Source organism: Paenibacillus agricola (assembly GCF_011440305.1).
Taxonomy (GTDB): domain Bacteria; phylum Bacillota; class Bacilli; order Paenibacillales; family NBRC-103111; genus Paenibacillus_S; species Paenibacillus_S agricola.
The window spans coordinates 175273-189417 of the sequence record NZ_JAAOIW010000013.1 but is presented as its reverse complement, the minus strand read 5'-3'; the positions used below and the strand labels follow the sequence as shown (position 1 = coordinate 189417).

Here is a 14145-nt window from a genome sequence, read left to right as displayed (position 1 = left end):
CTTGGCCCGCAAGGTGCTCTTGGCCCGCAAGGTGCTCTTGGCCCGCAAGGTGCTCTTGGCCCGCAAGGTGCTCTTGGCCCGCAAGGTGCTCTTGGCCCGCAAGGTGCTCTTGGCCCGCAAGGTGCTCTTGGCCCTCAAGGTGCTCTTGGCCCTCAAGGTGCTCTTGGCCCTCAAGGTGCCCTTGGCCCTCAAGGTGCCCTTGGTCCTCAAGGTGCCCTTGGTCCTCAAGGTGCTCTTGGCCCGCAAGGTGCTCTTGGCCCGCAAGGTGCCCTTGGCCCTCAAGGTGCCCTTGGTCCTCAAGGTGCTCTTGGTCCTCAAGGTGCCCTTGGCCCTCAAGGTGCCCTTGGTCCTCAAGGTGCTCTTGGTCCTCAAGGTGCTCTTGGTCCTCAAGGTGCTCTTGGCCCGCAAGGTGCCCTTGGCCCGCAAGGTGCTCTTGGCCCGCAAGGTGCTCTTGGCCCTCAAGGTGCCCTTGGCCCTCAAGGTGCCCTTGGCCCTCAAGGTGCCCTTGGCCCTCAAGGTGCTCTTGGCCCTCAAGGTGCTCTTGGCCCTCAAGGTGCTCTTGGTCCTCAAGGTGCTCAAGGCCCTCAAGGTGCTCAAGGTGCTCAAGGATCTGGAGGATTAATTCCATTTTCAACGGGTATCATCCTCAGTGGTGCTACAGTAGTATCAGCTGCTCCAATTTTAATGGGGTTTGGTAATAGAACGGTTGAAGTTATTGACGGTTCTGGAGAATCAACTATGCCACCAGAGACAGGTGGTTTTTCTTTCCCAATTCCTTTTGCCGGAACAGTTCAAAATCTACAAATAAGCGCAGATTTATTAGTTGCTTCTGTGGTTTCTATAAATACTCTAGGTCTTCAATATGATTTTACAGTTTTCGTCGCATCTTCAGATCCTAATAATGGCATTGATCATCCTACTTCATTTTACGTGACAACTCCACTGACTAGCTCGCTTATATTTGGATTTCCTAATAATATTATTACTGCCGGTACTTTCCGTACAGCAACCAATATAAATGTCGGGGGATCATTAATAGTCGCAGCGGGTGATCGTATTGGTATTCGTGTCAGGACGCTTGCATCGACTGATCCTTCTGCTGCTGATATCACCCAACTATCATTTAGCGCCAGTCTATCTTATATTCCTTCTTAATAAGCCTCCAGCATTGTAATCCGCCATTGTTACATGGGTAGGCGAACGATTCAGGAAATGAACTGCCATATATGAAAATATCACCAATTAGGGAACTGACCTGTCATTTATATGGGCAGGTTTTTATTTGAACAAAAAGACTTGGAGTCTATAGATGTAGCAAAGCACCTCGACGCACTCAAGAACCTCAAGGAACCCAGGGAGCTTTTGCCTTTGCAGATTTTTTGGATAGAAATCCTGCTAGCAATCGCAGAAAATCGCAATACTCAAGTTTATGATTCAATACGATTCTATAGTTTTTGTTGATATCATAAGAGGAGGAAGGATATGTCAACGTACCATACTCCACTGCTGACAACCCATTTATTTGTTTCGAGGAAGAATTTAAGGAATGGATTGAAAGAACTTCTGCCAAACTAGTGCCAGCAAACAGCGCTCCCTTCCATAACGGGACGTACCCGTCGACAAACAGCGGGGTTAATTGACTGTAATCTTTGTACTGGAAATTTGTGCTCATGATGAAATATTCGAGCAGCATGACGAGAGGTAGAAAAATCCTGCACATATAGCAATCGGGCATAATGGAGGCGAGGCGAACGAGTCGATCAATCTCAAATCCCGAAAAATCGCTCGAATGTCCGCTTCACGCTTGAATGCCCCATCTGTGGCGGAAATTCGGGAGCAGTGTGAATGGCTTGACTGCCCAAATATAGCGAAGCAATGGTCTAACACCTAACATGTTTGCGTTTGAAACCAAGTTGCCCTTTATCTACTGCCTTTTGAATATTTTCGGAAGCGAGCAGGAAACTGCTTTTTTTCTTATCCCGTTTAACTTCTACTGGGCCTACTGCCTTTGCGGTCTCGACCGCCTTATCATGGAGCGGCAAATAGGATACGCCCACTGTGTAAATAAAATTATTCATAGCGTATTTAGTTCGTTCGGGAGAATCATGAATCGTATTTTCCACAATTTCAAGCATATTGGCAATTTTGCTTTCAGAAAATTCAGCGTCCGGGCGATTACCCAAAAGCCAGCAGTAACAACTCCAGCCCGCTGACATTCTCAGTTCTTCGCCGCTTGCGATCCATTTATCGGCAACCTCTTGTGCAATATCTGTTTCTGCCAAGGTTACTGCAACCACATAATCGGACAGCATATAAAAATAAGCCGCATCTATCCAACGCTCAAAATCCACTTCAGTCATTGCTTGTGGGTCTGCAATTATGCCGGCAAAGTACATTGCGTCGTAGTTCCCTGTGCTGTATAGCTGCTCAGCCAAAGGTTGATTTTTTTTAATTTTCTTAACGATGGGCTTCATATCGCCTGTAGCCACGCCAAAAAGCGGTTCGTGCGCGCCATTGGATCCGTAAATTTTCTTAGTTCGTTCCTTGCCGAGAGCTTCGAGCTCCTGCATAACCGTTTCTACATTCATTGTTAAACACTTCCTTCTTTTGGATTTTTTGCGGACTCCTCACACCACCAACAATTGCAGGTGCTCTATCCCTCTATTATAGAGAAAAAAATAGCGTATTTCGTTGTCATTGCTATTGATAAAGTTTAATGTCAGTCGTCTTTTTCCACTTCCTGCTCGGACTTGCTTTCGGCGCACATATTATAAGCCATCTTCCACATTATTGCTGTTGCGAGGTTCTGAAGAAGCGAGGGAGATAGCACTCGGCAATACTAGCTTAACTGAATAATTAACGGAGTTCAACTTCGCCCGGAAATAGGTCTATGTTCTTGTCCTTAATCGGAAGAGGGACCAGTTCTTGTCTTAGCTTTGAACAAGAGCTTTGGAATTCTACGCTTCTTGCATTTTTTCACTTTTTCACTTTTCGCGCATGGCCGACGATATCATATGTCCTTTCTCTTTGGCACTGCTTATAAATACATAATATTTCCTTGAATGGATAATGATAAGAAGAATCTCTAGTTAGGAGGGTCCAATCCTGAATCTCAAAGGCACTACTAAATTCATCGTCGATCAAATAACGGAGCGGCTTGGACAATCGCCAGACTTTGTATGCCAGGAATTCGAGCTAAAACCTGGCTGGGGCTTTTCTTGCATCTATATCTCGACGATCGTATCTACGGAACAAATCGATGAACTCATGTTAAAGCCTATTATGGAACGAAGTCAGGATGGGGAAGATTCGCATGATCCCATGAATTGGCTTAAATCATTAATCCCCAATGCGCAATCGAAGGAATGTTCGGAAGCCTCGGTAGGCGTTCGTAATCTTCTTGAAGGGTATTGTCTTCTTATTCCTACCTTAGGCGATTACTATCTTAGCTACGATGTTTCCAAAGTGCCAAATCGAAACGTTTCCGAACCTACAACGGAGGCTTCCATTCGCGGTCCCAGGGAAGGCTTCGTTGAAGATATCGCAAGGAATGTCGCCTTAATCCGCAAACGGTTGAAAACCGAGCATTTGGTGTTTGAACTTCTGGTTATCGGGACGGAAACGAAGACCAATGTATACTTGACCTATGTTGATAATGTTGCTCAGGCGCAAGTGGTTGATGAATTTCGGCGACGTCTTAGGTCCATTCACACGGACAGCATTTTGGAGAGCGCTTATATCGAAGAATGGATTCAAGACACCACATTCTCGCCATTTCCCCAACTGATCAGTACGGAGCGTCCGGATTCCTTCGTCTCCAAGCTTGTGGAGGGTCAGATCGGAGTTATTACGGACGGTACCCCGATTGTTCTTGTCGGGCCGATTACCTTTTTTCAACTCTTCAATTCTCCGGAAGACTATTACCAGCGTGCAGACATCGCCACGCTTTCGCGCTGGCTTCGAATGTTCGCCTTTATGTTATCCATATTTGTACCGGCTCTCTACATCGCGGTCGTAAGCTATCACCAGGAATTACTCCCAACTTCCCTCTTAATCAGCTTGGCAGCTCAGCGAGAGGAAGTGCCTTTCCCAGCTTTTGTCGAAGCTATGATCATGATGGTTACCTTCGAGATCTTACGGGAAGCGGGCTTACGCATGCCGCGTATCGCCGGCCAGTCCATATCGATCGTTGGAGCGCTTGTGTTGGGTCAGGCAGCTGTGGAAGCGGGGTTCGTCTCGCCTGCCATGGTTATCTTCGTTTCCCTTACGGCCATTTCTAACTTCGTTTCCCCTAACTATAGCTTTGGCATTTCCCAAAGAATCATACAGTTTTCATTTATGTTTCTATCTGGATTCCTGGGTCTGTTCGGTTTAATGTGCGGCGTTTATTTCCTATTGGTGCACCTCGTCTCTTTACGCTCATTCGGCGTGAAGTATTTTACTCCGTTGGCTCCGTTGGTTCTCTCCGACTGGAAAGATACCTTGGTTCGGGTTCCCCGGTTTATGATGAAGCGGTTCCCAAAAAAATGAATAACAAAATAAAAGAAGGGTATGTCAAGATGAGAGCTTCCCTAATTGTTCTAATACTGCTGGTATTATGTGCCGGGTGCTGGGATATGAAAGATATCAATTCACTTGCGATTGTTAGTCTGGCTGGAGTCGATAAAAATCCGGAGACGGGAAATTTCACCGCTTATTACCAAGTGATTAATCCAACGAGTCTGTCGACCAGAACAGGTGCTTCGGCGAAAGCTGTCGTATACAATTTTCAATTCAAGGACTATAGCCATGGAAGATTCAATGAACAGACCGGCATGAGTATGCCTAGGAAGTTTTTTATGGCCGATTTGCAGAGCTACATCATATCCGAGCGTTATGCCAGGCAAGGGATATTGGATCTCATCAACTTTATCGAGCTCAGCCCGGAACAGCGGTCAAATGTGATTTTGTTTATTACGGATAGTCCAATGTACACGATCATGAACAGCTTTACGCCTTTGGACAGAATACCGGGTCGGTTTATCCGTTCCTTGACGGATCAATATAAACCTAACTTTAGTATGAGCCTATATCCAATCCGGTTTAAGGACATCGCAAGGGAAATACATCTTCATACGCCAATTGTCATTCCCATCATTCATTATAGTGGAGAGAATCCGTCTTCCAATTCCGATAGAGTGGAAAAAATCGATGCAAACAAAGACGGAATGAGCTTCTCTGGAGGAGCCGTGCTCATCCATGCTCGTATGGTAGGCAATCTCGATGAGCAATCAAAAAACCTGTTCTTCATCTTGAATAAAAAATACAGGCAACGTACGGAAACCGTAAAAATCAATGGGGATTTCGTTGATGTCGAAGCGCAGAACATACAAGTTCAGCGCAAGTGGAACACGCCCGGGTCCCATCTCTTGATCGACTTATATGCCGACCTGCGGTTGATGAACAATCAACAAAAAAGCAAGATGACCTTACAGAATCTTCATCAAATCGAAAAAGAATTTAACCAAACGTTAGAAAAAGAACTAAAATCATATGAGCAGATGGGTACGAACAGAGGCTGGGATCTATTAGGCATACAAGACAATGGCGGTAATGAAATGACGTGGCGCCAGACCAAGGTCACGATTCATGTCCACTCCAAGATGACAACGATCGGCAACACGAGTACACCATACCTTTTAGAATAGAGGAAGCGATCCAATGGAAAATGCGCGATTGAATGGTTGGCAGTTGTTTAATATGTCCTCTTTGTTTATCATCGGGACCTCGTTTATCTTGTTGCCGGGGAGTCTCATTGCCGATGCCAAACAATACGGCTGGCTTGTTTTCGTGTGGGCATTCCTATACGGATTGGTATTGGCAGGATTCTGGCTATTCTTGTCCAGCCGATTTCCCGGATTAAGCATTGTCCAGATTGCGGTACAAGTGCTGGGCAAATGGGCTGGCGGATTGGTTTCCCTCCTGTATATCCTTTTCTTCGTCCAACTCGCATCTTGGGTTACGCGCAACTTGAGTGATTTCATGCATGTTAATCTGATGCCCCGAACGCCTCCCTCGATCTTCGATATCATGATACTGCTTGTATGCGCATATGCCGTTGTGAAAGGAATCGAATCGATCGCCATGGTAAGCGAGTTTTTGGGAACCTACGTGAATTTGGCGTTCTGGATTCCCTTCTCGGTCATGATCAAAGAATGGGATTGGCGGAACTTCAACGTTCCTTACGCCTTTCAGCCTTGGGATACGTTGATACAAACCCGCTATGCCCTCGCGTTTCCCTTTATGGAGATCGTAGCCTTTATGATGATATTTCCATTTGTCGGTCGCCGATTACATGTCGCATTTCTATCGGGGATCAGCGTTGCGGGAATCCTTCTAAGCTTATGTGTATTTTTTTCGATCGGCATTCTGGGAGTTGAACGCAGTTCTCATCTCGTCTATCCCGTATTCATCATCTTTCGCGAAATGGAGATTACGAACTTCATCGATCATTTGGAAGCGGTTATTTCCGTGAACATCCTTCTTATCGTCTGCATTAAATTAAGTCTGTTGTTCTATTGCGCTGTACTGGCCATATGCCAGTTATTCCATGTTAAAGAGCGCGCCGTTGTAGCCTATCCTCTGGTATGGATCATTTCCGCCTACTCCTTTTTCTTCGAAAGCATAGTCGAAAACGTCGATTGGATCCGAAAGTATGCCTTCAATTATATCGCAATTTACGCTATCGTGATCCCTGCCATTCTCATTGTGTGCTCATGGCTGCGGAAAAAAAGGCAGTCACAAGGGAGAGAAACGGCGACATGATCCGTATGATTCTCTTTTACGTTCTGTTTCTTATAGGCGGAATAACGATGTTAAGAGTATATAAAGGAAACAAGAAAGAAACGATACTCTTTATCAGCATTACGACATTGGGGGCTGTACTTTGGGGGAGTATCATCGTTCGGCATCCACTCGATTTAAATAAGGTCATCGCATGGATGTTAACTTATTGGCAGTGAGTCTGCTATCCCATCGAATTCCAGCTCAATGTTCGGGTGTCCACGTCCTCTTTCTAACTAACAAACGCCGAGCATGTCGGTAGCCCCGTCTTAAAAGTTACTTGAACTAACTTAGACCATAATACGGAGGCCATCCGATGGATTATATCATTAGGAAGTAATTTCGACTCTTCACCAAACCATTCGCATAGGAGGTATTATCCGTAAAATTTCAAGCTGTATATAGCATGAATAATATAGAGGGATTCTTCAGCGAGACTGTTTCTCTAAATTTTCCCTCATTAACTTTGAAATCTGCTTTGAATTATCATCATCCTGCATTTCCAATGCATTTATCACACGCTCTTGCCTTTCCTTTGAATGGTTTTGGCTGAGCTTCAACTTACCCTCAATATTAGTTATTTCAATTTTAAATCCGACAATACCTTTTGATAGACTATCAATTAAATTAAAATCTGCCTTACTCATATTCCAAGGATTCGGCTTTCCTGATTCATAATAAGTTACCGAATCATCTAATATTTTTATCAGCTTGTTGTCATCCTCAATTAGCTCAAGTTTCCCATAGACATGGACAGCAACATAATTCCAAGTTGGTACAGATTGGGGAGTTTCATACCAATATGGTGAAATGTATGAATGGGCTCCAGAGAATACGACTAAAACTTTACTCTCGATGTTTTCCCAATGGGTATTCGCTTTTGCCATATGACCATATAAACATCCTTCATCTCTATCCAAAAGCAAAGGTAGATGAGTTGCAAAAGGTTGATCGTCTTTTTGAGAAAATAAAATAGCGAAGCTATTTTTCTCAATCAAGTCATAAATCTGTTCTTTTTCATTTATCTCAAATGACTTAGGTACGTACATAAAAAAAACCTCCTCTATATAGCTGTATATTTATACATTATCATATATAAACATACAAATATATCTAAATCTTTGAGTTTGATCTTAGGGCAGCCGCTATTGTTGTTCTCGATATTTACCCGGGGTCATTCCTTCGAGCTTCTTGAATGAACGTATAAACACAATATCATTCGTATATCCGACAGTACGCGCTACTTGTGCATTGGTGAGATGCTTATTGCCCAAAATCTCCTTAGCATGATTGACGCGGATTCGTGTTATATAATCAGATACGTTTTGTCCTGTCATTTTTTTGAAAAAAGTCGAGATATACTGCGGGGTCAAATTGAAATGGTTGGCAATCATCGGAAGACCCAGATTTTGATCTGTGAAATGAGCAGCGATAAACGCCTCCATCTCACCTGACAACTGGTCACTGTAGTCGCTTCGTTCCGTGTGAAGCAACTCGGTCAGTGTTTTAAATAGATTTTTCGTTTTAAAGAGCATTTCTTTCGCTGTATCGCAGGTCATAATACTTTTGATAACCTCAAGATCCTTATCTATAAATTTCTCATAGGGAGTATTGGTCGAATTTACAATCTTCAATAGAGTACTGACAAGGTTAAAAAATAAGTAACGTCCGAATTCGGGGGTAATAGGTTGGGACAGAAAGTTCATCTCATAAATGCTATTCAACACCGTCTCAACCGCTGTATAATCGCCCCGTTTGACCAGAATCATCAATTGAACCTCGGTTTCAATCGGATATGTGTAATGCCGCTCCGTCTTCTTGATCTCATCATAGTAAATAAGTGAACGCTGTCCTTTGACCATTTTGTGATCAATTGCAGCCATTGCTTCCCGGTAGCATTCACCTATCTGTTCAATTCCAGCGTGTACATTGCTGATCGCAATGGTTATAAAAAGCTTAAAGCGGTTTTCTATGATGTCCTTCAGCTCACTAGCTATATGTTTAATGTCATCCACCAGCATTTCGTTTTTTCTGTCTGCTGATAAATTAATAAGAATAGCAATGCGGTCACGATGTACCTCTACTGCATAACCATGATGTAATTTGGCGGTAAGATCCGTGCATACATTAGAGATGATAAAATTAATAAGCGCCAACTGCCGCTCCGACTGATCCTGCGTGAACATAGTAATATCATCCACATGTACAAGCAAAACAGCAAATTGTTCAGAGACAAAGCGGATGTTCATAAAATCGAGGGTAGAACCGAAATCCTTCGACTGTTTAAAATTTCCTCGAATTAATCTGAGCAGAAAGTTCGCCCTGATGACCGGAGACTGTTGGAACAGCAGTCCCCTTAGATTTTGCTCTTCTACGAAAGCGCCTTCAATCGTCTCCTGAATAAACGTGTATTCGTTCCTAACAGGAGAATCGTATGGAAGCTTCTTGTTCTTCTGAATAGCACATACCAGCTGCTTGATGGGGGAATAGTTTTTGAAGGCGAGTAAATAAGCAGCAATCACGCCAACCAACAAGCATAACAAAAACAACGAGTACGCCGTCCATTTCAGCACGTTTACACGTTCCAGATACAAGTTCATAGGTATAATGGAAATATACTTCCATCCTACCTGCTTCGAGGATGTGAAAGAAACCATCATTTCCTCCCCGTTCACAGCATGAACAAACGAACCGTCACTTACTTGAAAATGCTCCATGATGTCCTTGCTTAATATCAATTGGGGATCAGTCCCCATTATAAGGTCATTATTTTCATTCATGATGAAAATACTGCTTTTATTAGCCGTTTGAATGCTCGCAAACATATCCATGAACTGCTTTTCAGCGATTAATACAACCAGGCTCCCACTAATATCCGTTACCTCTCGGACTGGCAAAGACTGAACAAAAGTAATCACATTGGATGAGTTGGTTATACGGGCGTGGTCGATACCTCCAACATTTAACTCCCGCTGTAGCAATTGAGCGGGTAAATAAGCCATATTGTGATAGGTGCCAAGTATGTCATTGCGCCAATTGTTATAGCTCATATTCGGGTACCGGTAATAATGGTCGTAAAATGTTTGTGAATCCGTCTTCATACCTGGTTTAAGAACGGTATCGCTTTTAGCGAAATAGAGATAATAATCCTCAATAAAGCCACTGGTTGACAAACGATACCGTTCCAAATGATCACGGATAAACTCTATGAATTTATACTGCTGATCAGGATCATCGGTATTCAGCAGCAGGGCCAGCTTCGGATTGAATGTAACCTGCTGAGCCAACTGCTCGACCTCACGCAGACGGGCGTCGGCGGATTGCCTGAGCTGCTCAAGCATAGCGTAATTAGAAGAGCTTGCATTCTCGACCATAACATGCTCCACTTTCGTATATAGAATCATTCCGATAGCCATCGGCAGGAGCAAAATTAGTATATTGGAAATAAGCATAGCCAAAAATACAGTACGCCGGTTACGCCCTTTCGTAAATTGTATAAGCTTGGCAAATTTCATATACGGAACCTCCAGAAAAACACAATAATTATTCTTCACCTATTCGCGAATAATTACTGCTACTCCTGCTTGATTTTTAGTAAATGATCACAAGCAATTACATTTATTCCTTTATGGCTCCAATGAGGACGCCCTTCACAAAATATTTTTGCAGAAACGGGTACAAACAGAGAATCGGCAGGGTAGAGACTATAATAGTAGCGTATTTGATCGTTTCCCCAATCGGCATTTTATCGCCCATGCTGCTTCCCGTCATCATACTATCAGTGCTATTAGAGATAAGAATTTCCCGTAAAATGAGCTGCAGCGGATAGAGCTCACGATCTCTTATATAAATCAAGGCGCTGAAGTAAGAATTCCAATGTCCAACCGCGTACCATAAAACCATTACGGCCATAACTGGTAAGCATAGCGGAAGAACAACACGGAACAAGATGGTGAAATCCCCTGCTCCGTCTATTCGCGCGGATTCTTCCAAGCTCTGGGGAACACCTTGAAATGAGGTACGCATAATGATTAAATTGAAAGTGTTGATAGCGCCTGGAATGAGCAGCGCCCACATCGTATTCACCATGCCAAGACCACTTACAACGAGATAAGTAGGAATAAGTCCACCGCTGAATACCATCGTGATAACGATAGAGAACATAATGGTATTTTTAAAATACAGATTTCTACGTGACAATACATAAGCCCCGAGAGCGGTCATAAACAAATTGATAACCGTTCCCACCATAACATACAGTAGTGTATTTCCATACCCTGTTGTTATCATTGGATTTTGAAAAACAGCCTTATAGGCCTCAAACTGTAGCCCTAGTGGCCTGCCTAATATGCCCCGATGTGATGCCAATTGGGCTGGGTCGCTTAAAGAAGCGAACAGCACATATAGGAAGGGATACAAGGTAACCGCACAAAGCAGAAGCATCAGTATGATATTAACGGAGTCGAAGCTTTTTTCACCAGCTGTCGTTTTAACCCTCACATTCAGTTCCTCCTTACCAAAGCTTATTTTCGCTGACCCGTCTACTTACCATATTGGCTGCAACAATAAGTATGAAGCTAATGACCGAGTTGAACAAACCTACAGCAGCCGTATAACCGTAGTTCGCCTCCAAAATCCCTTTGCGGTAAACATACGTTGAAATCACATCTCCGGTTACATACGTTTGGGCATTGTACATCAGCAGCACTTTTTCGCTGCCTACTGACATCATAGACCCAAGCGCTAAAATAAACAAAATCACGATAGTCGGCATAATACCCGGGATGGTAATATGCAGGACCTGCTTCCATCGACCGGCCCCATCTATTTTTGCCGCTTCGTACAAAGTCGGGTCTATAGTTGCAATGGCCGCCAAATAGATGATGGAGCCCCAGCCAATACCCTGCCAGACGCCTGACGACACGAACAGGAAGCGAAACCATTCCGGCTGCTGTAGGAAAGCTATCGTCTCCAGACCGAAGGAGTCCATGATCTGATTGATCAAACCGTCCCGGTTTAAGAAATCAACCATCATACCGACGACAACGACAATGGAGATGAAGTGAGGCAGATAAGATATGGTTTGCACGGCCCGTTTAAATAGCGTGCTGCGGATTTCATTTAGCAACAGTGCCAAAATAATAGCAGCCGGAAATCCGAACATAAGCTCATATACGTTAATCAGAATGGTGTTGCGGACTAGTCTCCAGAAGTAAAAGCTCTCAAAGAAGTCCTGAAAGTTTGTAAAGCCGATCCACGGACTTCCCCAAATTCCATCTACTGGGCCATAGTCCTTAAAAGCTATCTGTAAGCCTAGTATCGGTCCATAGTGGAAAATAAGATAATAAGCAATGACTGGTAACGCCATTAAATAAATAAATTTATTTCTTTTCAGATCCTTAAAAATAATAGTTCGTGTGTTCGTTTTTTTGTTATTTGGGATCAGAATGATATCTGAAATCAGACCCTTTTGGGTAACCGACACTTTTCCCCACTCCCTTCGACTAGTTGTATGTGCCAGGAAGATGAGGAGAGATTAAACGATAATCTCCCCATCTATGAAAGCTATACTAGCAATCGCCGGCTAGGAACAACCGAGTAATTAGTAGCGATTGGTCATAATTCGGCTAATGCTTATTGCCTTTTGTTGTAGCGCTCTAACGCAGCTTGCTGAATCTTGATAGCTTCATCGATCCCCATACTTTGCAATTGCTTTACATAATTATCAAAGTTATCAAGAGGTTCTGCACCCATAACAAACTTATTGTACATTTCGTCTTTATAAGTATTGATATCCGTCATCAATGAAGCATACTTACCGCTTTCCTCTTTGGTCGGCGTTACAAGCGGCATTTTCTTCTCATTGGTAGGAATGGACCATAGCTTAACCGATTCCTGCTGCTCTGGCAGTGCCACATATTGCTCAAAGTACCGTAAATCCTGAACGAACGCGCCATCCCAACCAGCTCTGTTATGGCGTGCGAGAGCTGTCGCAATCGGAAGGCCATCCTTATTCTTCATGATGTCATCTGTATATTTAGGATAACCGTTCTCCAGCTTATAGCTGACGCCTTCTGTACCGAAGTTAAAAGCCATATGTCCGTCAGCACCGTATGCATAATCGAGCCATTTTACAGTTTCAATAGGGTTTTTATTGCTTGTCGATACAGCCGCTCCTCTACCGTTGAAGGCAAAATCCATTTGCCCGAATATTTGCTTATCGCCTGCTTTCAGCACTGGATAAGGTGCTCCAGTCAGGCGAAATTTCGGATCTTTATCTTTCATCAAACCCATATATTTACCTATTCCGCCGCCCGTATTCGTGATCAAACTGCCTAGCTGGCTGCTGGTAACCTTCGCATCAAGCAGTTTGCCATCCGTCGCCGCATAATCCTTGTCGATCAAGCCTTCTTTGTACCACTTATTCATGAGTGTCAGAAATTGCTTAAACTGTGGCTGGATAGGACCATATTTCACCTTACCACCTTCTTGGTAATAACCGTTGACAGTATCGAATGCGCCTATAAACGCGCCGGAACCGTCCAATTCGGCTTTCGTTATGATCAGTGGGATTTCGTCTGCTTTACCGTTACCGTTCGGATCTTTCTCCTTGAACGCTTTTAGCACGTTGTACCATTCATCTATTGTTGTGGGAGTCTTCAATTGAAGCTTGTCCATCCAGTCTTGCCGCAGCACCGGCCCTTTAAAGACTTGCAGCTTCTTGTCACCGCGAAGGAAGGGGAAGCCAATGATGCTTCCATCGTCAGTCATCACCTGCTTCTTCCAGTCGGGGTTCGTGGCTAAAATTTTTTTCAGGTTTGGCGCATATTTATCGATGTAATCATTTAATTTGACGATTCTTCCGTCCTTGACGGCTTTTTCCGGCCCGCCAGGGAAGCCCGTCCAGTGATATTCTATAATATCGGGTAGCTTACCTGAGGTAAGCATCAGATTAAATTGCTCCGCATCCTGACCCTGCGGTGGATGCTGGAATTCGACCTTGACTCCGGTAGCTTTTTCTACCTCTTGGTAGGCAGCCATTTCACTGTAGCTTTTCATAGTCTGGGCAGCTGCGCCTGCCATCGCTGTCCAATAAGTCAGAGCCGTCAGCTTTGGTGTTTCTTTGGCATCTGTTCCTTCTTTTCCTGTCGCGGGCTTGCTATCGCTGCACCCCGCTAATACGGATATGGTTAATAGAACTGCTGTTGCACCTATAGCGGCGATTCTCCTTCTTTTACTGTTTAACAATATAACGCCTCCCTTAAAATAGCTTTGGTTCAAATCAACCCAGCAATCACTTATTAGCTGTATTCAATTTGTATC

At 43.9% G+C, this 14145-nt stretch carries 12 protein-coding genes; 6 read left to right on the top strand and 6 right to left on the bottom strand.

Annotated elements, in window-relative coordinates:
• Together G9U52_RS40350 and G9U52_RS40345 are read left to right on the top strand one after the other, a co-directional pair.
• A partial coding sequence (locus G9U52_RS40350) for a hypothetical protein (RefSeq protein WP_279538767.1) occupies positions 1-622 on the top strand: 622 nt, incomplete at its 5' end.
• Positions 623-684: 62 nt separating this feature from the next.
• Complete coding sequence (locus G9U52_RS40345; RefSeq protein WP_243767622.1) at positions 685-1155, top strand: hypothetical protein; 471 nt, start codon at positions 685-687, stop codon at positions 1153-1155.
• 725 nt (positions 1156-1880) lie between these two features.
• Here the strand turns inward: G9U52_RS40345 and G9U52_RS28610 are convergent.
• The gene (locus G9U52_RS28610) at positions 1881-2588 is read right to left on the bottom strand and encodes a DNA alkylation repair protein (RefSeq protein WP_166154075.1); all 708 of its coding nucleotides are present in this window, start codon (positions 2586-2588) and stop codon (positions 1881-1883) included.
• Positions 2589-3102: 514 nt separating this feature from the next.
• Between G9U52_RS28610 and G9U52_RS28605 the strand changes: the two genes are divergently transcribed.
• From G9U52_RS28605 to G9U52_RS28590, 4 genes are read left to right on the top strand one after another with little or no spacing between them, the layout of a single operon-like run.
• On the top strand, positions 3103-4530 hold the full coding sequence (locus tag G9U52_RS28605; RefSeq protein WP_166154096.1) for a spore germination protein: 1428 nt from the start codon (positions 3103-3105) through the stop codon (positions 4528-4530).
• On the top strand, positions 4527-5687 hold the full coding sequence (locus G9U52_RS28600) for a Ger(x)C family spore germination protein (protein ID WP_207953268.1): 1161 nt from the start codon (positions 4527-4529) through the stop codon (positions 5685-5687). The genes G9U52_RS28605 and G9U52_RS28600 overlap by 4 nt, the downstream gene beginning before the upstream one ends.
• A 13-nt stretch (positions 5688-5700) precedes the next feature.
• Positions 5701-6804, top strand: a complete 1104-nt coding sequence (locus G9U52_RS28595) for a GerAB/ArcD/ProY family transporter (RefSeq protein ID WP_166154073.1) — start codon at positions 5701-5703, stop codon at positions 6802-6804.
• 47 nt (positions 6805-6851) lie between these two features.
• A complete protein-coding gene (locus G9U52_RS28590; protein WP_166154072.1) occupies positions 6852-7001 on the top strand; it encodes a hypothetical protein in 150 nt (49 codons plus the stop codon).
• 249 nt (positions 7002-7250) lie between these two features.
• Here G9U52_RS28590 and G9U52_RS28585 read toward each other — a convergent pair whose 3' ends face one another.
• The 5 genes from G9U52_RS28585 to G9U52_RS28565 form a co-directional block, all read right to left on the bottom strand.
• Positions 7251-7871: an FMN-binding negative transcriptional regulator gene (locus tag G9U52_RS28585; RefSeq protein WP_166154071.1), complete on the bottom strand. Its 621-nt coding sequence runs from the start codon at positions 7869-7871 to the stop codon at positions 7251-7253.
• A gap of 96 nt (positions 7872-7967) precedes the next feature.
• Entirely contained in the window at positions 7968-10337 is a 2370-nt protein-coding gene (locus tag G9U52_RS28580; protein WP_166154070.1) for a helix-turn-helix domain-containing protein, read from the bottom strand.
• A gap of 103 nt (positions 10338-10440) precedes the next feature.
• Positions 10441-11265, bottom strand: coding sequence for a carbohydrate ABC transporter permease (locus G9U52_RS28575; protein WP_166154094.1), 825 nt, complete (start codon positions 11263-11265; stop codon positions 10441-10443).
• 70 nt (positions 11266-11335) lie between these two features.
• On the bottom strand, positions 11336-12265 hold the full coding sequence (locus G9U52_RS28570; protein WP_375790296.1) for an ABC transporter permease: 930 nt from the start codon (positions 12263-12265) through the stop codon (positions 11336-11338).
• A 191-nt stretch (positions 12266-12456) separates the two neighbouring features.
• Positions 12457-14070, bottom strand: coding sequence for a type 2 periplasmic-binding domain-containing protein (locus G9U52_RS28565; RefSeq protein ID WP_243767610.1), 1614 nt, complete (start codon positions 14068-14070; stop codon positions 12457-12459).
• Between the last annotated feature and the right edge of the window lie 75 nt (positions 14071-14145).

Coding starts and splice junctions, on each gene's coding strand:
- G9U52_RS40345 (WP_243767622.1), top strand. CDS start 685: ATGGGGTTTGGTAATAGAACGGTTGAAGTTATTGACGGTTCTGGAGAA.
- G9U52_RS28575 (WP_166154094.1), bottom strand. CDS start 11,265: ATGCTTCTGCTTTGTGCGGTTACCTTGTATCCCTTCCTATATGTGCTG.
- G9U52_RS28610 (WP_166154075.1), bottom strand. CDS start 2,588: ATGAATGTAGAAACGGTTATGCAGGAGCTCGAAGCTCTCGGCAAGGAA.
- G9U52_RS28590 (WP_166154072.1), top strand. CDS start 6,852: ATGTTAAGAGTATATAAAGGAAACAAGAAAGAAACGATACTCTTTATC.
- G9U52_RS28585 (WP_166154071.1), bottom strand. CDS start 7,871: ATGTACGTACCTAAGTCATTTGAGATAAATGAAAAAGAACAGATTTAT.
- G9U52_RS28595 (WP_166154073.1), top strand. CDS start 5,701: ATGGAAAATGCGCGATTGAATGGTTGGCAGTTGTTTAATATGTCCTCT.
- G9U52_RS28600 (WP_207953268.1), top strand. CDS start 4,527: ATGAATAACAAAATAAAAGAAGGGTATGTCAAGATGAGAGCTTCCCTA.
- G9U52_RS28580 (WP_166154070.1), bottom strand. CDS start 10,337: ATGAAATTTGCCAAGCTTATACAATTTACGAAAGGGCGTAACCGGCGT.